General features: G+C 68.0%; 12 protein-coding genes and 1 pseudogene. 5 read left to right on the top strand and 8 right to left on the bottom strand.

The genetic code is table 11. From position 1 onward, the window contains the following. The first annotated feature begins 150 nt into the window (after nucleotides 1-150). The 3 genes from ACZYW1_RS12635 to mbp1 all read left to right on the top strand — a co-directional run bounded on the left by ACZYW1_RS12635 (nucleotide 151) and on the right by mbp1 (nucleotide 6,965). On the top strand, nucleotides 151-3,414 hold the full coding sequence (locus tag ACZYW1_RS12635) for an arabinosyltransferase domain-containing protein (protein ID WP_463786212.1): 3,264 nt from the start codon (nucleotides 151-153) through the stop codon (nucleotides 3,412-3,414). Then, a complete protein-coding gene (embB, locus tag ACZYW1_RS12630; protein ID WP_463786210.1) occupies nucleotides 3,411-6,635 on the top strand; it encodes an arabinosyltransferase EmbB in 3,225 nt (1,074 codons plus the stop codon). Before ACZYW1_RS12635 ends, embB begins: the two co-directional genes overlap by 4 nt. Before the next feature lie 102 nt (nucleotides 6,636-6,737). Further along, the gene (gene mbp1, locus ACZYW1_RS12625; RefSeq protein ID WP_463786208.1) at nucleotides 6,738-6,965 is read left to right on the top strand and encodes a microaggregate-binding protein 1; all 228 of its coding nucleotides are present in this window, start codon (nucleotides 6,738-6,740) and stop codon (nucleotides 6,963-6,965) included. A gap of 68 nt (nucleotides 6,966-7,033) precedes the next feature. Here mbp1 and ACZYW1_RS12620 read toward each other — a convergent pair whose 3' ends face one another. Both ACZYW1_RS12620 and ACZYW1_RS12615 read right to left on the bottom strand, forming a co-directional pair. Next, nucleotides 7,034-7,588 (bottom strand): TetR/AcrR family transcriptional regulator, encoded by a 555-nt coding sequence (locus tag ACZYW1_RS12620; RefSeq protein ID WP_463786206.1) that lies wholly within the window; start codon nucleotides 7,586-7,588, stop codon nucleotides 7,034-7,036. Nucleotides 7,589-7,667: 79 nt separating this feature from the next. Further along, nucleotides 7,668-8,048: pseudogene (locus tag ACZYW1_RS12615) on the bottom strand (lipase family protein); the annotation flags it as partial. Between the two features lie 123 nt (nucleotides 8,049-8,171). Between ACZYW1_RS12615 and ACZYW1_RS12610 the strand changes: the two are divergent. Together ACZYW1_RS12610 and ACZYW1_RS12605 are read left to right on the top strand one after the other, a co-directional pair. Beyond that, on the top strand, nucleotides 8,172-8,303 hold the full coding sequence (locus ACZYW1_RS12610; RefSeq protein WP_463786203.1) for a hypothetical protein: 132 nt from the start codon (nucleotides 8,172-8,174) through the stop codon (nucleotides 8,301-8,303). 100 nt (nucleotides 8,304-8,403) lie between these two features. Beyond that, nucleotides 8,404-8,892, top strand: a complete 489-nt coding sequence (locus ACZYW1_RS12605) for a hypothetical protein (protein ID WP_463786200.1) — start codon at nucleotides 8,404-8,406, stop codon at nucleotides 8,890-8,892. On the opposite strand, the gene ACZYW1_RS12600 is transcribed toward ACZYW1_RS12605, so the two are convergent. From ACZYW1_RS12600 to ACZYW1_RS12575, 6 genes are all read right to left on the bottom strand, one after another. Then, nucleotides 8,889-10,442: an acyl-CoA carboxylase subunit beta gene (locus tag ACZYW1_RS12600; protein ID WP_463786199.1), complete on the bottom strand. Its 1,554-nt coding sequence runs from the start codon at nucleotides 10,440-10,442 to the stop codon at nucleotides 8,889-8,891. The genes ACZYW1_RS12605 and ACZYW1_RS12600 overlap by 4 nt on opposite strands. Then, nucleotides 10,443-15,773 (bottom strand): polyketide synthase Pks13, encoded by a 5,331-nt coding sequence (gene pks13, locus ACZYW1_RS12595; RefSeq protein ID WP_463786198.1) that lies wholly within the window; start codon nucleotides 15,771-15,773, stop codon nucleotides 10,443-10,445. Between the two features lie 8 nt (nucleotides 15,774-15,781). Beyond that, nucleotides 15,782-17,674, bottom strand: coding sequence for a long-chain-fatty-acid--AMP ligase FadD32 (fadD32, locus tag ACZYW1_RS12590; protein WP_463786196.1), 1,893 nt, complete (start codon nucleotides 17,672-17,674; stop codon nucleotides 15,782-15,784). A gap of 312 nt (nucleotides 17,675-17,986) precedes the next feature. Continuing rightward, nucleotides 17,987-19,003: a carboxylesterase Culp6 gene (culp6, locus tag ACZYW1_RS12585; RefSeq protein WP_463786193.1), complete on the bottom strand. Its 1,017-nt coding sequence runs from the start codon at nucleotides 19,001-19,003 to the stop codon at nucleotides 17,987-17,989. Nucleotides 19,004-19,106: 103 nt separating this feature from the next. Next, nucleotides 19,107-19,997 carry an esterase family protein gene (locus ACZYW1_RS12580; protein WP_463786191.1) on the bottom strand — a complete coding sequence of 297 codons (891 nt, stop codon included), beginning with the start codon at nucleotides 19,995-19,997 and terminating at the stop codon, nucleotides 19,107-19,109. Nucleotides 19,998-20,154: 157 nt separating this feature from the next. Continuing rightward, nucleotides 20,155-21,198: an esterase family protein gene (locus tag ACZYW1_RS12575; protein WP_463786189.1), complete on the bottom strand. Its 1,044-nt coding sequence runs from the start codon at nucleotides 21,196-21,198 to the stop codon at nucleotides 20,155-20,157. Nucleotides 21,199-21,337: the final 139 nt, after the last annotated feature.

The raw sequence follows: 21,337 nt of genomic DNA, 5'->3' as shown, positions 1-21,337 counted from the left end.
CGGCCCCGGTGTTAACGGGCGGTTACGTGCACGAACCGGCGGGGCGACAGCCACGGCCACCTGGCGTCCGGGGTCGAATCCGAAGCAGCCTGCTCAGCGCGCGGCGCGCGCTGCGTCGTCAGCGGAAGGGGTCGCCTAACATCGTCCCTCGTGTCCTCCGACGCCAGATCGCTCGCCCGGCTGATCGCCGTCGTCGCGGGCATCGTCGGCGCCCTGCTGTGCGCGATGGTTCCGCTGCTGCCGGTCCGGCAGACGACAGCGACCGTGCTGTGGCCGCAGGGCCTCAAGGACGGTCGTCTCACCGACATCACCGCGCCGCTGGTCTCCGGGGCGCCACGGGCGCTGGACATCTCCATTCCGTGCGCCGCGATCGCGACGCTGCCCGCCGACGGCGGCCTGGTCGTGTCGACGCTGCCGGTCGCCGGTTTCGAGACGGGCAAGAACGGGCTGTTCGTCCGGGCCAACAAGGACACCGTCACCGTCGCGTTCCGCGACTCGGTCGCCGCGGCCGCCGCGCGCTCGGCCATCGCCGACGGTAAGTGCAGCACGCTGCACATCTGGGCGGACGCCGGCGGCGCTGGCGCCGACTTCGCCGGAATCCCGGGTGCGGCCGGCACGCTGGCCCCCGAGAAGAAGCCCGCGGTCGGCGGCATCTTCACCGACCTGGCGGTTCCCGCGCAGCCGGGGCTGTCGGCACGGGTCGACGTCGACACCCGATTCATCGTCGCCCCCACGCCGCTCAAGACCGCGGTGATGGCCCTGGGCGTTCTCGCCGTGCTGGCCTCGATCGCCGCGCTGGCCGTCCTGGACCGGCAGTCGGGACGCCGAACGCCCCGCAACTGGCGCCATCTCCTACAGGCCGGGTTCACCACCTGGCTCGCCGACGCCGCGGTGATCGGCACGCTGCTGCTCTGGCATGTCATCGGTGCGACCTCGTCGGACGACGGCTACAACCTGACCATGGCCCGGGTGACGGGCCAGGCCGGTTACGTCGCCAACTACTACCGCTACTTCGGCACCAGTGAGGCTCCGTTCGACTGGTACCAGTCGGTGCTGGGCCACCTGTCCTCGGTCAGCACCGCGGGCGTCTGGATGCGGCTGCCCGCGACCCTGGCCGCGATCGGCACCTGGCTGATCATCAGCCGCTACATGCTGCGCCGGCTGGGCCCGGGGCGCGGTGGCCTGGCCGGTAACCGAGTGGCGGTGTGGACGGCGGGCGCGGTGTTCCTGGCGGCCTGGCTCCCATTCAACAACGGCCTGCGGCCCGAGCCGCTGATCGCGTTCGGCGTGGTCGCCACCTGGGTGCTCGCCGAGACCTCGATCGCCACCCGACGGCTGGTGCCGGCGGCTTTCGCGATCATCGTGGCCTCGCTCACCGCGACGCTGGCGCCGCAGGGCTTGATCGCCGTCGCGGCGCTGCTGGCCGCCGCCCGGCCGATCGCACTCATCATCATGCGGCGCAGGGCAACTGACGGTCTGGTCGCGCCGCTGGCAGTGCTCGCCGGGTCGCTGTCACTGGTCATCGTCGTGGTGTTCCGGTCGCAGACGCTGGCGACCGTCGCCGAGGCGGCGCGGATCAAGTACAAGGTCGGCCCGACGATCGCCTGGTACCAGGAGTTCCTGCGCTACTACTTCCTGACCGTGGAGAGCAACGCCGAGGGCTCGATGTCGCGGCGGTTCGCGGTGCTGATCATGATGTTGTGCCTGTTCGGGGTGCTGGTCATCCTGTTGCGGCGCGGCAAGGTGCCCGGCGTGGCCGGCGGCCCGGCCTGGCGGTTGATCGGCACCACCGCGATCGGCCTGCTGCTGCTGCACTTCACGCCGACGAAGTGGGCGATCCAGTTCGGCGCGTTCGCCGGGTTGGCCGGCGCGCTCGGCGCGGTCACGGCGTTCGCGATGGCCCGCATCGGTCTGCACAACCGCCGCAACCTGACGCTGTACGTGACCGCGCTGCTGTTCATGCTGGCCTGGGCGACCTCGGGGATCAACGGCTGGTTCTCCGTGAACAACTACGGCGTGCCCTGGTACGACATCCAGCCCGTCATCGCCAGCCACCCGGTGACGTCGATGTTCCTGGCGCTGTCGATCGCGACGGGACTGTTGGCCGCCTGGCAGCACTTCCGGATGGACTACGCCGGACACACCGAGGTCGCCGCGACCCGGCGTAACCGGGTACTCGCGTCGACGCCGCTGCTGGTGGTCTCGGTGATCATGGTGTTCGGTGAAGTCGCGTCACTGGGCAAGGGCGCGGTGCTGCGCTATCCGATGTACACCACCGGCAAGGCCAACTTCGCCGCGATCGCCTCCGGGCTCTCGTCGTCGAGCTGCGCGATGGCCGACGACGTGTTGGCCGAGCCGGACCCCAATGAGGGTGTGCTGCAACCACTTCCCGGACAGCAGTTCGGGCCCGACGGTCCACTCGGCGGCGTCAACCCGGTCGGCTTCACCCCGCAGGGCGTCGGCGACAACCTGCAGTCCGACCCGGTCGTGACCAAGCCGGGAGTGGTCAACTCCGACGCCTCGCCGAACAAGCCGAACGCGTCGATCACCGACTCGGCCGGCACCGCGGGCGGCAAGGGCCCCACGGGGATGAACGGCTCACAGGCGGCGCTGCCGTTCGGTCTCGACCCGGCACGCACTCCGGTGATGGGCAGCTACGGGGAGAACGCCCGCGCCGCCACCGCCACCTCGGCCTGGTACCAGATGCCGCCGCGCACGCCTGACCGCCCGCTGGTCGTGGTCGCCGCGTCCGGCGCCATCTGGTCCTACAAAGAGGACGGCGACTTCATGTACGGCCAGTCGCTCCGGTTGCAGTGGGGCGCAACCAAACCCGACGGTAGCGTCGCACCGCTCGGGCTGATGTTCCCGATCGACATCGGCCCGCAGCCCGCTTGGCGCAACCTGCGCTTCCCGATGAGCTGGGCGCCGCCGGAGGCCAACGTGGCCCGCATCGTCGCCTACGACCCGAACCTCAGTGAAGACCAGTGGTTCGCCTTCACCCCGCCGCGAGCGCCGGTGACCAAGAGCCTGCAACAGCTGATCGGGCCGCAGGAGCCGGTGCTGATGGACGTCGCCACGGCCGCGAATTTCCCTTGCCAACGGCCGTTTTCGGAGCACCTGGGTGTCGCCGAGCTGCCGCAGTACCGCATTCAGCCGGACCACAAGCAGACGTCGGCGTCGTCCAACCTGTGGCAGGCGTCGAAGTCCGGCGGTCCGTTCCTGTTCACTCAGGCGCTGATGTGGACGTCGACGGTGCCGACCTACCTGAACGGCGACTGGTACCGGGACTGGGGTCAGGTGGAGCAGTACCACCGGTGGCTGCCCGACGACGTGGCACCGATCGCCGCCGTCCAGCAAGGCACCAGCACGGTCTACGGCTGGAGTCGCCAAGGACCGATTCGAGCACTGCCGTGAGCACCTCCAGCACGCCCGCGACCACCGCGGACACCGTCAGGACGACCCGCTGGGTCGCCACCATCGCCGGGCTGATCGGCTTCCTGTTGTCGGTGGCCACCCCGCTGCTTCCGGTCGTGCAGACCACCGCCGACCTGAACTGGCCGCAGAACGGCCAGCTGAAAAGTGTCACCGCGCCGCTGATTTCGTTGACACCGGTCGACTTCCACGCCCAGGTGCCCTGCGAGGTGGTGCGGGACATGCCGCCGACCGGCGGCGTCGTGCTGGGCACCGCGCCACGAAAAGGCAAGGACGCCAACCTCCAAGCGCTGTTCATTGTGGTGAACAAGCAGCGGGTCGATGTCACCGACCGCAACGTGGTGATCCTCTCGGTGCCGCGCGAGCAGGTGGTCTCGCCGCAATGTCAGCACATCGACGTCACCTCCACCACGGCCGGGACGTACGCCACCTTCGTCGGCCTCAAGGACTCCGGCGGCAAGGAGTTGCGCAGCGGCTTCCCCGACCCCAATCTGCGCCCGCAGATCGTCGGAGTGTTCACCGACCTGGTCGGCCCCGCCCCGCCGGGGCTGACGATGTCGGCGACCATCGACACCCGGTTCTCCACCACCCCAACGACATTGAAGTTGTTCGCCATGGTCGCGGCGATCGTGGCGACGATCGTCGCGCTGATCGCGCTGTGGCGGCTGGACCAGCTGGACGGCCACCGGATGCGCCGGTGGATACCGGCCAACTGGCGGACCTTCACCCTCGCCGATGCCACGATCATCTCCGGGTTCGTGCTCTGGTGGGTGATCGGGGCGAACTCCTCGGACGACGGTTACATCCTCGGTATGGCCCGGGTCGCCGACCGCGCGGGGTACATGTCGAACTACTTCCGCTGGTTCGGCAGCCCGGAAGACCCGTTCGGCTGGTACTACAACCTGCTGGCACTGATGACCCACGTCAGCGACTCGAGTCTGTGGATTCGGTTGCCCGACTTGATCGCCGGGCTGGTGTGCTGGTTGCTGCTGTCACGCGAAGTACTGCCCCGGTTGGGGCCGGCGGTGACCAAGAGCAAGGCCGCGAACTGGGCGGCCGGGCTGGTACTGCTGACCGCGTGGATGCCGTTCGACAACGGCCTTCGGCCCGAGCCGATCATCGCGGTCGGCTCGCTGATCACCTACGTGTTGATCGAGCGGGCAATGCGCTACAGCCGGCTGACGCCCGCCGCGTTGGCGGTGGTGACCGCGGCGTTCACCCTCGGCGTCCAGCCGACCGGGTTGATCGCGGTGGCCGCGCTGGTGGCCGGTGGCCGGCCGATCCTGCGGATCCTGGTCCGGCGCCATCGCCTGGTCGGCACCTGGCCGTTGGTGGCGCCGATGCTGGCCGCCGGCACGGTGATCCTGACCGTGGTGTTCGCCGACCAGACGCTGTCAACAGTGTTGGAAGCCACCAGGATTCGCACCGCGATCGGGCCCAGCCAAGCCTGGTACACCGAGAACCTGCGCTACTACTATCTGATCCTGCCGACAGTCGACGGCTCACTGTCGCGCCGGTTCGGCTTCCTGGTCACCGCGCTGTGCCTGTTCACCGCGGTGTTCATCATGTTGCGGCGCAAGCGAGTTCCCGGCGTCGCCCGCGGGCCGGCGTGGCGGCTGATGGGTGTCATCTTCGGCACCATGTTCTTCCTGATGTTCACCCCGACCAAGTGGGTGCACCACTTCGGGTTGTTCGCCGCGGTGGGCGCCGCGATGGCGGCGCTGACGACAGCCCTGGTGTCGCCGGCCGTGTTGCGCTGGTCGCGCAACCGGATGGCGTTCCTGGCCGCGACGCTGTTCCTGCTGGCGCTGTGTTTCGCGACCACCAACGGGTGGTGGTACGTCTCCAGCTACGGCGTGCCGTTCAACGCGGCGATGCCGAAGGTCGCCGGAATCAGCATCAGCACCATGTTTTTCGCGCTGTTCGTCGCGGTGGCGATCTACGCGGCGTGGCTGCATTTCGCGTCCCGCGACCGAGGTGAAGGCAGTGTGGCCCGCGCGCTGACGGCGGCCCCCATCCCGCTGGCCGCCGGGTTCATGGCGCTGGTGTTCATCGCCTCGATGACGATCGGGATCGTCCGGCAGTACCCGACCTTCTCCAACGGCTCGTCGAACATCCGGGCTTTCGCCGGTGGCTGCGGCCTGGCCGACGACGTCCTGGTCGAGCCGGACACCAACGCCGGATTCATGCAGCCCCGCCCCGGCGGCTCAGACTCCGGCCCGTGGGGCCCCCTCGGCCCGCTCGGCGGCACCAACCCGGTCGGCTTCACGCCCAACGGCGTCCCGGACCACACCGTCGCCGAGGCGGTGGTGATGCACCCGAACCAGCCCGGCACCGACTACGACTGGGACGCGCCGACCAAGCTGAAGACGGCCGGCGTCAACGGCTCGACCGTACCGCTGCCGTATGGGCTTGACCCGCAACGCATTCCGATTCTGGGGAGCTACACCACCGACGCGCAGCAGCAGAGCAAGCTGGCCTCGGCCTGGTATCAGCTGCCGCCCGCCGACGACGGTCATCCGCTGGTGGTGGTGACCGCCGCGGGCAAGATCGAGGGCAACAGCGTGCTGCACCACCACACCGAGGGTCAGACCGTGGTGCTTGAATACGGCCGCGCCGGCGCCGGCGGTGACGTGGTGCCGGCCGGGCGGCTGGTGCCCGACGACTTGTACGGCGAGCAGCCGAAGGCGTGGCGGAACCTGCGCTACCCACGTTCCGAGATCCCCGCGGACGCCGTCGCCGTCCGGGTGGTCGCCGAGGATCTGTCGTTGACGCCGGAGGACTGGATCGCGGTGACGCCGCCGCGGGTGCCCGAGCTGCGGTCGGTACAGGAGTACGTCGGGTCGACGCAGCCGGTGCTGCTGGACTGGGCGGTCGGGCTGGCCTTCCCGTGCCAACAGCCGATGCTGCACTCGAACGGGGTCACCGACATCCCCGAATTCCGCATCACACCCGACTACACGGCGAAGAAGATGGACACCGACACCTGGGAAGACGGCGTCAACGGCGGTCTGCTGGGCATCACCGACCTGCTCCTGCGCGCCCACGTGATGGCGACCTATCTGTCTCACGACTGGGCCCGCGACTGGGGTTCGCTGCGCAAGTTCGACACCCTGGTCGACGCTCAGCCCGCGCAGTTGGACCTCGGCACCGCCACGCACTTCGGCTGGTGGTCACCGGGCAAGATCAGGATCAAGCCCTAACCACAGCGCCGTGATTCGGTGAGGGCTGTCACATCACGTTGAGTCGCCCGCGACACCGGGTATGGATTTTTCATCCCATCCCCGAGCAGAAAGGATCGTGTAGTGACCAGCGGACCCGAAGCAGCCGTCCTGGGCGTGATCGAAGACGTCAAGGGCAAGGCGAAGGAAATCATCGGCATCGTGACCAACCGCGACGGCCTTCGCGAGGAAGGCCGGGCCCAGCAGGACAAGGCCAAGGCCCAGCGCGACGTGGCCAAGAAAGAGGCCGAGGCCGAGGCCTCACGCGCCGCCGAGAAGGCAGCCGAGGCACGCCAGAAGGCTGCTGAATAGGCAACACGAACTTGGCTGGGCGGCAAGGACTTCGTTCCTTGCCGCCCAGTTTTGTATTGCGGGCCGAGTCACGGGGGATCACCGACCGCTTCGATCAACCCCTGCAGGACCCGGACGAGGTGGCGATGGTCGTCGAACGCACTGATGCCGCGAACGAACCCCATCATCACGCCGTCCATGAAGGTCAGGAGGGTCAGTGTCTGGTCCTCGATCAAGTCGGTGTCGAGCTGTTCGCCGGGGTCCTGCCAACTGGTCACCGCCTGCCGCGCAAGGACGGTGAAGAACGCGATCGTCTGTTGCAGGGTTTCACTCAGCACCGGGTCGCGACCGGACTGCAGCGCGAGCTCGAATCGCGCGCGGGTGCGGGTGAGCCACGGATCCTGGGACGCCTTCATCACGATCTTCGCCAGCTCACTGATTCTGGGCGTGGCGCCGGCTTCGCGACCTACCTTCTCGGTCATCAAGGTCAGGTCGGCCAGGTCGAGCTCGGTGATGCGGGCGGCGATCGCATGCAACAGCGCCTCGCGCGTCCGGTAGTACGCGGAGGTGGTACCGGGCGGCATCCCCGCGCGACGGTCGACCTCGAGGTGGGTCAGACTGCGTGCGCCGCCGCGGCCCAACACGTCGAGCGCCGCGTCGCACAGATCATTACGGCGCTGCTGAGGACTGGACCTGCGGGATGTGGTGATTCATCTATTAAACGGCGCGTCGATTGCCCTGGCCTTGCGTGCCGGGGGCGTAGCTGATCAGCGGCCGCGGTCCTTTGCCCGGCCAATCGTTGTACGGCTCGAAGTACGTGCCGGTCACCGCGATCGGATTGCCACGAGTATCGGTGCTGCGGTACATGATTCGCGTCCCGGTCGCCATGATGGCGCCCAGCTGGCCGGAGGGCTCGAGCACCAGTCTCGACGGCTCGGTGCGGATCAGGTCCCCCGGCCGCCCCGCCGGCAACGGATCGGGCGGCAGGTAGAAGTCCGCATATCGCGGCTCGTCACCGGTGTCGGCGCTGGCATGCTGCGTACCGCAGAGGAGCAGCGGCGCGAACAACAGTGCAGCCAGAAACGACGCTCTCCATCGGTGCATGCGCCGCACGCTAACAGCGGCGTTATCGCGTGGTGACCGTATTTTCTATATTTGTAGAAGATTCCTGCACTGATTCGGCGGCCGCCATCACGGGTACGCACGGGCGAATGGAAAGAGGTCACCATGCGCGCTGAAGAAGGCGACGAGTCCATCGGCGAAATGGCCGATGAAGCGGCGAAGGCGAAGAAAGAGCTCCGGGAGTCCACCAAGACCGGTGAGAAGGTGCAAAAGCAGCAAGAGGGCACCGACAACTAGCACCTGACGGTGTCCCCCGTCACATCACCGCATCCCATGTAAGCGAACTCTCCCTCGTCCGACGTGGTGTGTTCACCTCGTCGAACGGATAATTGACAAAATGTCACTAAGGATTTCCACCCTGGCATGCTGCGCGCTGCCCGCCATCCTTGCGCTGACTGCTTCGGCAGGTCTCGCCAACGCCGAGGCCGGAACACTCGTCCCACTGCGCGGCATTCTGCGCGCCTGCGACTTCAGCCCCATCCCCGACTTCGCGTCGACCAACAGCGGCACGGCATCGGCCCTGATCCATGCCGGTGGCGGCAAGGTCACAGCGGACGTCCACTTCGCCGAGGCGGCCGAGCCCGGCGCGCATTTCGACGTCCAACTCATTCAACTGCCCCGCCCCGCGAACGCGCCCTGCGACGGATCCGGACCCGGCGTGGCCGTGGGCTCGCTGGACACCGACGGTGGCGGTGTCGGCAACGCCACCGTCAGCGGCGGGCTGGCCCCCGGGACCACCGGCGCCTGGGTGTTCATCCGGCGTCCGAGCCCGCGGTCGCAGAGTCCGGCCGAGTTCTACACCTCGGACTTCGTCGTCAAGGTCTAGATCGGCGTCAGGCCGTGCTTGCGCTGCGTGCGCCAGTGAATTTGCTTCTCCCGCAACAGGTGTAGCGATTTGCGCAGCAGCAGCCTGGTCTCGTGCGGCTCGATCACGCCGTCGATGTAGCCGCGCTCGGCGGCGATCCACGGGATCGCCATGTTGAGGTTGTACCCCTCGATGAAGTCCTTCTTGATCTGCTGCACCTCGGGCGCCGTCGGGTCGGGAAAGCGCTTCACCAGCAGTTGCGCCGCACCGTCGGCTCCGATCACCGCGATACGCGCGGTGGGCCAGGCGAAGTTCAGGTCGGCCGACAACTGCTTGGAACCCATCACCGCGTAACCACCGCCATAGGCCTTGCGGACGATGATGGTCACCTTCGGCACCTCGGCTTCCACGATCGCGTTGAAGAAGCGGCCACCACGCTTGATGATGCCGTTCTTCTCCTCCGTGACACCCGGCATGGCACCGGGGGTGTCGACCACGAAAACCAGTGGCAGATTGTAGGAGTCGCAGAACCGGATGAAGCTCGATGCCTTGTCGGATGCCTCGCTGTCGACCGCGCCGGACATGAACATGGGCTGGTTGGCGATCACGCCGACCGATCGCCCGTCGACCCGGGCGAAGGCGGTGATGATCGCCGGCCCGCGCTGGTCGGCGATCTCGAAGACGTCGCCGTCGTCGAAGATGCGCAGCAGGATCTCGTGCATGTCGTAGGCGGTGTTGTCCGCATCCGGGACGATGGTGTCCAGCTCGAGGTCGGTCGGGGTGATCTCCGGCTCCAGACCCGGGTTGACGATCGGGCCGTCACCAAAAGTGTTGTCCGGCAAGAACGAGAGGTAGTCGCGCACGTATTGGAACGCCGCGGCCTCGTCTTCGACGACCTTGTGGATGTTACCGCGTTGCGCCTGCACATCGGCGCCACCCAGCTCGTCGAACGTCACGTCCTCACCGGTGACGTCCTTGATCACGTCGGGCCCGGTGATGAACATGTAGCCCTGGTCGCGCACCGCGACCAGCAGGTCGGTCTGGATCGGCGAATAGACCGCTCCCCCAGCGCATTTGCCCAGGATGATGGAGACCTCGGGCACCATGCCACGCAGGCTCTCGTGCCGGCGGCCCAATTCGGCGTACCAGGCCAGCGAGGTGACGGCGTCCTGGATCCGGGCGCCGGCGGAGTCGTTGATCCCGATGATCGGGCATCCGACCATCGCCACCCAATCCATCAGCTTGGCCACCTTGCGGCCGAACATCTCACCGACCGAACCCTGGAACACCGTCTGGTCGTGGCTGAACACCGCGACCGGGCGGCCGTTGATCCGGGCGTGGCCGGTGACCACACCGTCGCCGTACAGCGCGTTCGGGTCGCCGGGGGTGCGAGCCAGGGCGCCGATCTCCAGAAAGCTGCCCGGGTCGACCAGGGCGGTGATCCGGGCCCGGGCGCTCGGGATGCCCTTCTTGTCGCGCCGCGCGATCGCCTTCGGATCACCAGGTTCCTTCGCCAGCTCCAGCTTCTCGCGCAGTTCGGTCAGCTGCTCGGCGGTGGTCTTGGTGGTCACTTAGGCCTCTTTCTGCTCGGCGTGAATCTTGTTGAGCGCCTGGGTCATATGGGCGCCGACCTTGGCGATAATCGGCTCGTCGATGGCTTGGATGTGCTCGCCGCCGATCGGCACGACCTCGAGGTCGGCCACGTAGTCGCCCCAGCCGCCGTCCGGCTTGCGGATGGCGTACGCGGGTTCGAACGTGATCGCGTCGTCGTGGTAGCGGTCGGCCATGTACAGCGTCACGTGCCCGTCGTAGGGCTGGTACTCGGCGGTGTCGATCGCCCGCTGGTCCAGATACGACGTGCGCTGGTGCTCGATGATCCCGCCGGGGATCTGCACGCCGGCCTGCTGGACGGCTTCCAGTACGAACCTGACCTGTCCCTCGTCGTCGAGCGCTTCCAGCGTCTCGTACGGGATCGGCGGCACCTCGACGTTGAAGGTCCGCTCGGCGAACTTGGCGTAGCGGTCCCAGCGCTTGCGGGTCTCTTCCTTGGTCTGCAGGATCGGCTCGCCCGGCATCACCGCGTCGATCAAACCGACGAATGGCACGTCGCAGCCCTGCTGCTTGAGGCCGATCGCGCAGGCGTAGGCCAGCGCGCCGCCCAGCGACCACCCGGCCAGGATGAACGGCCCGTTGCCGCCGAGCTCACGGAGCTTCGGAATGTATTGGGCCGCACGCTCTTCGATGGTGCCTTCGACACGTTCGAAGCCGTACATCGGGATGTCGGTCGGCAGGCGGCTGAGCAGCGGCTCGTAGACCACCGTCGACCCGCCCGCGGCGTGGAACACGAACACCGCCGGCTTGGTGGAACCTTCGGGCCTGGCCCGGATGGTGCGGACGAAGCCGTCGATCTGGCCGGCCTCCAGGAATTCACGCACGGTGCTCGCGAGTTCTTCGATGGTTCCGGCAGCCCTGACGTCGTCGACGGTGATGCTGCCTTCCGCGCGCTCCGAGAGCCGCTCCGCCAGCTTGGCAGTGGCGGCGTCGTCGAGCTTCGGCAACGCGTTGAAGATGCCGCCCGGCGACTTGCCGGTGACGATCGCCCACGTCGCGAAGGTGACCCGCTCAGCGGCGTCCCGCGGCGGGATGTCCGAATTGAGGGCCGCAGCAACGGCTTCGGAGTTGAGCGCCTGCGCGGCACCCGCCAGGTTGGGCTGCGCCGCCGCTTTAGGCCCCGACGGATCGGTCGGCGGCGGCGGAATGGACGACGCGGGCTCCGGGCTGGGCTCGGGCTGGCGCTCAGGCGCCGCTTGCGTCTGGGGTTCGGCCTGGGTGTCGGGCGCCGGAGCGGTCAGCGATGCCGGGGTCGCGCCGGACAGTATGGCGGCCTGCTCGGCGGCGATTTCCTCTGGTGTCTGCGTCTTTTGGCGCTCGAACAGACTCTGCACCTCGTCGCGGTTCTCGACCGCGTACTCAATGAGCTTCTCGACGTTGTAGAGGTTCGCGTCGCGCACCGCCTGCAATTGGATCGGCGGCATGTCGAAGTCGTATTCGACCCGGTTCTTGATCCGGACGGCCATCATCGAGTCCAGTCCGAGCTCGACCAGCGGGACCTCCCAGGGCAGGTCCTCCGGCTCGTAACCCATCGCCATCGACACGATGGACGCCAGCCGATCGCGAATCGTCTCACCGGAATCCGGCGACCAGCGCTGAATCGAGCCGAGCTGGCGCGCGGTCAGGCTGTCGGTCACCGCACTGGCTGCGGGGTGGTCAGCCACCGGCTCGGCGACCGGGGCGGGCGCGGGGGCCTGCCCGGCGGTGACCGTCGGCGCGATCGCCGCACCGGCTCCGACGGCCGTCGGCAGCACCGATGCCTGGCCGGCCCGCGACACCAGCGCGTCGTAGACCAGCGTGAAGGACTCGTCGATGCGCGCGTGGATCTGCACCGCGGCACCACCGGGATGGCGGGTCAGCGTGGTGACCAGGCGAGCACCGTCGGCGGCGACCGCGCGCTGCTCCGATGCCGTCAACACCGCATCCGGAAGAACGTGTGTCGCAGCGGCTTTCACCAGCGCAGCGAGATCGGTCTCGCCACGCGGCGCGTACTCCCAGACGTGGCGGCCGTCGGGCAGCGCCACGTGCGTGCCGGGCATCAGCACCGAGCCGTCACCGGAGAAGTGCGCGTCGAGCCAGTGCTCCTTGCGCTTGAACCGGGTCGGCGGAACGTCCGCGTAATCCTCCGGGCCCGCGGCCCGGGTGAACAGCGTGCGGATGTCGAGGTCGTGGCCGTAGACGAACAGCTGCGCCATGGCCGAGATCATCGACTCGACGTCGTCCTGCTTGCGGGCCAGCGTCGGAATCAGTTGCGCATCGGGCAATCCCGCGGCAGCAGTGGTCAGGCCGATCTGCATCAGCGCGACCGGGTTGGGCGCGAGTTCCAGGAACGTGGTGTAACCGTTGTCGACGGCGTTGCGGACGCCGTGGGTGAAGTACACCGAATGCCGCATGCCCTTGATCCAGTAGGCGACATCGTGGATCGGCTCGCCGTTCGGCCGGACGTAGCTGCCCTCGTGCACGGTCGAGAAGATCCCGACGTTCGGACTGCCGGGCGAGATGCCTTGCAGCTCAGCGGAGAACTCGCCGAGCAGCGGGTCCATCTGCGAGGTGTGGCCGGCGCCCTTGGTCTGCAGTTTGCGCGCGAAGCGGCCTTCGGCCTCGGCCCGGGCGACGATCGCGTCGATCTGGTCCGGCGGCCCACCGATCACCGTCTGGCTGGGTGCGGCGTAGACGCACACCTCGAGGGCGGGGAAGTCGGCGAAGACGGTCTTGAGTTCGTCCGCGGAGTACTCGACGAGCGCCATGAACCGGATGTACTCGCCGAACAGCATCGCCTCGCCCTCACCCATCAGGTGCGAGCGGGAACAGATCACCCGCGTGGCGTCGGCCAGCGAAAGGCCGCCGGAGAAGTAGGCCGACGCGGGCTCACCCAGCGACTGGCCAACCACGGCAGCGGGTTTGGCGCCGTGGTGTTTGAGCACCTCACCCAGCGCGATCTGAATCGCGAAGATCACGACGTTGCTGGTCTCGATGCCGTAATCGACCGAATCATCGAGGATCAACTCGAGGATCGAGTAGCCCCGCTCGTCCTGGATCAGCGCGTCGACCTTCTCGATCCACTGGGCGAAGATCTCGTTGCGCAGGTAAAGGTTCTTGCCCATCTTGCGGTGCTGGGCACCGAAACCGGCCATCGCCCAGACCGGCCCATTGGTGGCCGGACCGTCGGTGCTGAACACATACGGCTTCTGCTTGCCTTCGGCGATCGCGCGCAGGCCCTTGACGGCCTCTTCGTGGTCGTGGGCCAGCACCACCGCGCGGGAACGGCCGTGGTTGCGGCGCGACAGCGCCCGCCCGATCGACTCCAGCGACGACGCCTGACCCTCCGGCGATTCAATCCAGTCGGCGAGTTCGGCCGCGGCGGCCCGCTTGCGCGACGTGAGGAACGCCGACACCGCGAGCGCCACGACCGGGGTCGGGACCTCTTCGGCGGCAAGCTCTTCCAGCGCTATCTCTTTGAGACGCAGGGCCTCGTCGGTGATACCGGGCAGCTCGTAGGAGTCCTCGGCGGGCGTTGCGCCGTTCTCGGCAGCATCCACGAACTCGCCGTACTCGTCGAAGCGGATTCCGCCGATCAGTTCGCCGTGCTCCTCGGCGGCCGGTGCCTCGGGTGTCTGCTCGACGTCCGCGTCGGGTTCGCGCTCGACGACGTCGCGGGGCAGCACCTCGCGCAGCACCAGGTGCGCGTTGGCGCCACCGAAGCCGAAGCCGGAGACACCGGCGCTGGCGTACCCGCTGTAGCGAGGCCAGTCAGCCACCGTGTCAAGGACTTTCAGGTGCGCGGCATCGAAGTCGATGAAGGGGTTGGGGCCGGCGTAGTTGATCGACGGCGGCAGCTTGTCGTGATGGAGCGCCAGCACCATCTTGGCCAGGCTGGCCGCGCCGGCAGCCGACTCCATGTGTCCGACATTGGTTTTCACCGCACCGAGCAGTGCCGGCTTGTCGGCGGCACGGCCGCGACCGATCACCCGGCCCAGGGCCTGCGCCTCGATCGGATCGCCCAGCACGGTGCCAGTGCCGTGGGCTTCGACGTAGTCGATGGTGCGGGGGTTGATGCCGGCGTCCTTGTAGGCCCGGCGCAGCACGTCCGCCTGCGCGTCCGGGTTGGGTGCGATCAGCCCGTTGGAGCGGCCGTCGTGGTTGATGGCGCTTCCGGCGATCACCGCGAGGATCTGGTCGCCGTCGCGTCGCGCGTCGTCGACCCGCTTGAGCACCAGCATCGCCCCGCCCTCGGAGCGGGTGTAGCCGTCGGCGTCCGAGGAAAACGACTTGATCCGGCCGTCCGGTGAGAGCACCTGACCGATCTCGTCGAAACCGAGCGTCACGGCGGGGGTGATCAGCGCGTTGACCCCGCCGGCCATCGCCACGTCGCATTCGCCGTTACGCAGCGCCTGCACCGCCTGGTGGGTGGCGACCAGCGAACTCGAGCACGCGGTGTCCACCGCGACCGACGGGCCGTGGAAGTCGAAGAAGTACGAAACCCGGTTGGCAACAATGGAACTCGCAGTACCGGTGATGGCGTAGGGGTGGGCGACGGTCGGGTCGGACATCGCCAGGTAGCTGTAGTCCATCACCGAGGTGCCGACGTAGACGCCGACCGACTCGCCGCGCAGGCTGGACGCCGGGATGCGGGCGTGCTCGAGCGCCTCCCAGGTGAGCTCCAGTGTCATCCGCTGCTGCGGGTCGATGTTGTCGGCTTCGGTCTTGGACAGCGCGAAGAACTCGGAGTCGAAGCCCTTGATGTCGCTGACGTAACCGCCGCGGGTGCGGGCCTTCTTGATCGCCTCGGCCAGCCGTGGTTCGTCCATGAACTCCGACCAGCGGCCCTCGGGCAGGTCGGTGATCGCGTCGCGGCCCTCGAGCAGCGCGGCCCAGGTCTCGTCGGGGGTGTTCATGTCGCCGGGCAACCGGGTGGCCAGTCCGACGACCGCGATGTCGACACGCTCGACCGGGCCGGTACGCGTCCAGTCTTCGTCGGCGGTGCCGCCCTGGTCGAGTTCGGGGTCGCCCTCGACGATCCAGGTGGCCAGCGACTCGATGGTGGGGTGCTCGAACGCCGCCGCGATCGACACCGTGACACCGGTGGCGTCCTCGATGTCGGCGGCCATGGCGACGGCGTCGCGCGACGACAGGCCGAGTTCGACCATCGGCGTCGCCTCGTGGACCGCGTCGGGTGACTGCCCGGTGGCAGCCGCCACCCAGTTGCGTAGCCACTGCCGCACCTCGGTGATGGACATCTCGGTGCGGGCCGGGGCGGCCTCGGTCGGGGTTTCGATCTCGAGCTCAGTCATGTTGTCGCTCAGTCAGTTTGGTCGGGGTAGGCGTTCGGGCCGGTGGTACCACTGCGCAGGCTGCCGTCGATGTAGGCGGCGCGGCAGGCGCGGCGGCCGATCTTTCCGCTGGATGTCCGTGGAACCGATCCGGACTGCACCAGCAGCACGTCGCGTACCGTCACGCCGTGCCGCACGGCGATGGCCGCCCGGATGTCGTCGGCGATCGGCTGGTAGTCCAGCTTGTGCGCGCCCGGTGCCCGCTCGGCGACGATCACCAACTGCTCGGAGGTGTCGTCCTTGTCGAATTTCAGTCCGGCGTGCGGGTTTTCGAAGACCGAGGCCGGCAACTGGTTGGTCGGCACCGAGAACGCGGCGACGTAGCCGGTGCGCAGGGCCCGGCTGGCCTCCTGCGCGGAGTACTCCAGGTCCTGCGGATAGTGGTTACGTCCGTCGATGATCACCAGGTCTTTGACGCGGCCGGTGATGTAGAGGTTGCCCTTGTAATAGGTGCCGTAGTCACCGGTCTGGACCCAGGTGCCGTCGTCGGCGGCGCCCTCGGCGTGCGACTCGGCGATGCGGGATTTCAGGATGTTGCGGAAAACCTCGGTCGACTCGGCCTCGCGGCGCCAGTAACCCTGACCCATGTTGGGGCCGTGCAGCCAGATCTCACCGATCTGACCGTCGGGCAACTCGGTGGCCGTCTCGGCGTCCACGATGACGGCCCACTCGTCGACCCCGACCTGGCCGGCGGAGACCTGGGTGACCGCGGTCGGCGAGTCCTCGTCCACCTCGACGAAGGTGTGGCTGTTCAGCTTGTCCCGGTCGACGTAGACGACGGTCGGGCCCTCGTCCATCGGCGTGATCGAGACGAACAGCGTCGCCTCGGCCAAGCCGTAGCAGGGCTTGATCACGTTGGTGTCCATGCCGTACGGCGCGAACGCGTCGGTGAATTTGCGCATCGACGCCACCGAGATCGGCTCGCTGCCGTTCAGCAGGGCCTTGACGTTGGACAGGTCCAGCGGCGGCTCGTCGTCGCGGGGCAGACCGCGCAGCGCGGCGTGCTCGAACGCGAAGTTCGGGGCCAGCGAGTAGGTGGGGCCGTCGTCACCGGCGACACCGGCCAGCGCGCGCAGCCAGCGGCTGGGCCGGCGCACGAACGCCGCGGGCGTCATGAAGGTGTTGTGCTGGCCGAGCATCGGGCCGAGCATGATCGTGATCAGGCCCATGTCGTGGAAGAACGGCAACCAGGTGACGCCGCGGTCGCCTTCGTTGCCCTCCAACGCCTGCAGCACCTGGACGCAGTTGGTGGCCAGGTTCGCCTGGGTGACCTCGACCCCGGTCGGGGTGCGGGTCGAACCGGAGGTGTACTGCAGGTAGGCGATCGCGTTGGCGTCGACCTGACTCGGGTCCCAGGTGGACTCGACCTCCTTGGGCACCGCGTCGACGGCGATCACCCGTGGACGTTCCTTGGCCGGGCGGCTGCGGAAGAACTTGCGGACGCCTTCGGCGGAGTCGCTGGTGGTCAGGATCGCGGTCGGCTCACAGTCGTCGAGCACGGAGTGCAGCCGGCCGACGTGGCCGGGCTCCGACGGGTCGAACAGCGGCACACCGATCCGGCCGGCGTAGAGGATGCCGAAGAAGCCGACGACGTAGTCGAGGTTCTGCGGGCAGAGGATGGCGACCCGGTCACCCGGCTTGGTGACCTGCTGCAGGCGGGCGCCGACGGCCCGGTTGCGCGCGGCGAACTCCGACCATGCGATGTCGCGGGTGACACCGTCACGCTCGACCGAGTAGTCCAGGAACCGGTAGGCGAGCTTTTCGCCGCGTACTTTCGCCCACTTCTCGACGTGGCGGACCAGGTTGGCGTTGTCGGGGAACGTGATCCTGCCGTTCACGACGAACGGGTTGTGGTAAGCCATGCCGCTCTCTCTTTCACCACGTCTGCTCGGGTTAAGTGCGTGTGAGCCCCGTCGACAATGTCGAAAGGCCCGGGTCGACCTGCGGGAACACCGCGCCCTCACCCTCGTGGGGCGGTCGCGGACGGCAAACCTCCCAGAGGCTACCGAAGCATGCTGAGCGTCTCGAACAGCATGGACACGACAGGACGACCACAGTTGCTCTTAAATTCCTCTTAATGTTAGAGGGCGGCGCGCCGCCAACCAAATCTGAAGGTACGCCTTGTCACAACTGTGACCTGTGACGCCGTGCCGAAGAATTTCAGACGCCCCGATTCACCCGTGTTTGGGGTGCGGCGCGTTCTCGATCGCGCCGTGCGCCCAATTCAGCGTCCACTCGGTCGACGGCTGACCGTCCAGACTCCAGAACTGGGTGGTTCCGTAGAGCGCGTGCACTGGGGCGCCGGCGCCACCGGCCAGGATGTCCAGCGTCCTGGGCAGGTTCGCCAGGCTGAACGCCTCCGGCGGGGCGGCGCAGATCAGGTCTCCGGCCCCGCAGATCTCGTTGGTCTTGCCGTTGAGTGCGCCGAAGCCACCGGGCCGCGGGCCCGTCATCGTCAAACCGAGGCTGGACAGCACCGGCACCTCGTGCAGGATGATCTCGGCGCCCTCGCCCGGCGGATTAGGCCCGATCTCCTGCCCCACCCCTTGTTGGCGCCGGCCGTCGGCGATCAGCGTCACGCCGAGCACCAGGTCGTCGTCCACCGGTCCGCGGCCGTTGCCGACGTCGCTGGCGATGTCGCCGGCGATCACCGCGCCCTGCGAGAACCCCACCAGGACGTAGCCGGTCAGCGGGCATTTGGCGTTCATATCCGTCATCGCCTTGACCGCCGCGCGGGTGCCCTCGGCCCGGCTGTCGTTGTACGAGATCTGCGGGTCTCCGCTGAGCGGGTTATGGAACTGGGCGGTGTAGGGCACGGTGTAGGTCTCGACGCGGCTGGAGTTGAACTGCTCGCGGATCGGGCGGGTGACGTTGAGCAACAACGCCTTCGGGAACTGGACCGGGTTGAGCGGGTCGTCCTGCAGCGACGACTCCCAGGTGCCGGGAATCGAGATGAGCTGTACGTCAGGGCAGCTGGAATCCTGCGAGGCCGGCCGCGGCTTGTGCGGAAGGGCCGAGCCGCTGCTGGTCGGGGGCACGATGCTGGGGGGCACCGCAGTGGGCACGGCCTGCCGCTGGCGCAGCATCCCGACCACGACCAGGATGACCAGCCCGACCACCAGTGCCACCGCGGCGGCGGCGGTCAACGCCAGGATTCGACGACGGCGTTTCCGCCGTGAGTTCACAGCCATGGTCTCCTGCTAGCAGAGTCGGTCGGTGGCACAGCCGACAGACCCGGGGCCGTCGAGCTTTCGTTCACGGTACCGGGTCGCGGACCCGTGATCGGCTGACCAGCTAGCGGATGGCCCCGACGATGTCACCGGACATGGCGCCCAGCTGCCCGCTCCACGAGCCCCAGTCGTTGCTGCCGCTGCCCGGGAAGTCGAAGTGGCCGTTGTGGCCGCCGACGTTGCGGTATTCCTGGTAGAAGAACCGGGCGTTACCCATCGCCTCGCCGGCCTGACCGATCATCGCGGCGGCGTCGCCGCCCATGGTCGTCGGGCTCCAGACCCAGATGCGGGAGTTGTTCTGCGCCAGCAGCATCGCGTGCACGTCGGGGTCGTGCCACTTCCACCGGCCCAGCTGCGGCGCACCCCACATGCCGTTGCCGTCGACCCCGCCGAACTGCTGTAGGCCGGCCAGGATGGCGCCGTTGGTGGTCGTGTTGGACGGGTAGAGGAAGCCCGACAGCGATCCGGCGAAGCCGAAGCGGTCCGGGTGGAAGCAGGCCAGCGCCATCGCGGCGTACCCGCCCTGCGAGGCGCCGACGACGCCGTGGCCGCCGGGGGCCAGCCCCTTGTTGGCGGCCAGCCAGTCCGGCAGCTCCTGCGACAGGAAGGTGTCCCACTGCTTGCTGCCGTCGCGCTCCCAGTTGGTGTACATGCTGAAGGCGCCACCGGCCGGCGCGGCCACCGAGACGCCCTTGCCGGCGAGGGTGTTGAAGGCATTACCCGCGGTGGCCCAGTTACTGACGTCGGGGGCGGCGTTGAAGGCGTCCAACAGGTAGACCGCGTGCGGCCCACCGGCGAGGAACTGCACGGGGATGTCGCGGCCCATCGCCGCGGACGGCACCATCAACGTCTCGTAGCCGGCGGCGCGCGCCGCGCTCAGGTGCGTCCCGATGAGGCCTCCGACCGTCAACACGGCCGCGCACAGGAGCCGTAGCAGCATCGACAGACTTCTCATCCCAGACCTCGCTTGTCGCTCAACCGACGATGGGAGGGCTTCAGATCGCCCCCGGTTCCGCAAGGTAGCTAATCACACCCGGTTGGACGCCGACGCCAGAAACGGCGAACGGCGACGACCTCGCAAGGTCGTCGCCGTCTGCCGTGCTGTTGTCAGCTTAGGTGTGCTGGCCGGTCGCCGATGCGGCCGGTGCACCACCAGCGGCCGGGCCTGCGCCCGGAGTCGCGCCGAGAGTCGCCTGCAGGTCGGGCAGCATGGCGTGCAGCTGCGCTCCCCAGTACGGCCAGTCGTGCGTGCCGTTGGCGTCGAAGTGGAACTGCGCGTTGTGACCGCCGGCCGCGTTGTACGCGTCCTGGTACTTGATGTTGCTGGTCCGCACGAAGCCCTCGAGGAACTTGGCCGGCAGGTTGTCGCCACCCAGGTCGGACGGCTTGCCGTTACCGCAGTACAGCCACAGGCGGGTGTTGTTGGCGACGGTCTTGCCGACGTTCAGCAGCGGGTCGTTGCGGGCCCACGCCGGGTCTTCCTTCGGGCCCCACATGTCGGCGGGCTTGTAGCCACCGGCGTCACCCATGGCCAGACCGATCAGCGACGGGCCCATGCCCTGCGACGGATCGAGCAGACCGGAGAACGCGCCGACCTCGGTGAACTGCGCCGGGTGGTAGTTGGCCAGGTTCAGCGCCGAGGCGCCGGCCATCGACAGACCCACGGCCGCGCCGCCGGTCTGCTTGACGCCCTTGGAGGCCAGGAATGCGGGGAGCTCACTGGTGAGGAAGGTCTCCCACTTGTAGGTCTGGCAGCCTGCCTTGCCGCATGCCGGCTTGTACCAGTCGGTGTACCAGCTGGACTGTCCGCCGACCGGCATCACGAGCGACAGCCCGGACTGCAGGTACCACTCGAAGGCGGGGGTGTTGATGTCCCAGCCGTTGAAGTCGTCCTGCGCACGAAGACCGTCGAGCAGGTAGACGGCGGGCGAGTTGGCGCCACCGCTCTGGAACTGGACCTTGATGTCGCGACCCATCGCTGCCGACGGCACCTGCAGGTACTCGACGGGCAGACCCGGCCGGGAGAATGCACCGGCGTCGGCGGTCTGGCCCACCGCACCGATCAGGCCCGGCAGCAGAGCCGCAGCGGCGGCTCCGATCGCGAGCCGGCGTGGCAGCTTGCTTGCCACACCGCGAAACCTGTCAACAAGCCTCATTCTTGCTTCCTCATTCATTGTCGGGCCCAACATTGTGGGTCGGACTGCATGCCCTATTGCTCAGCTTCTCAGGGAGCCGCTTCTTGGCCCGCGTCGTTGCTGAGCTCGCCGGCCTGAGTGTCCGGCTCTCAGCAAGTCA

The sequence above is a fragment of the Mycobacterium sp. IDUB_36 genome, assembly GCF_055419225.1.
The sequence above is the reverse complement of the archived record's forward strand: the minus strand, read 5'-3'. Positions and strand labels throughout refer to the sequence as shown.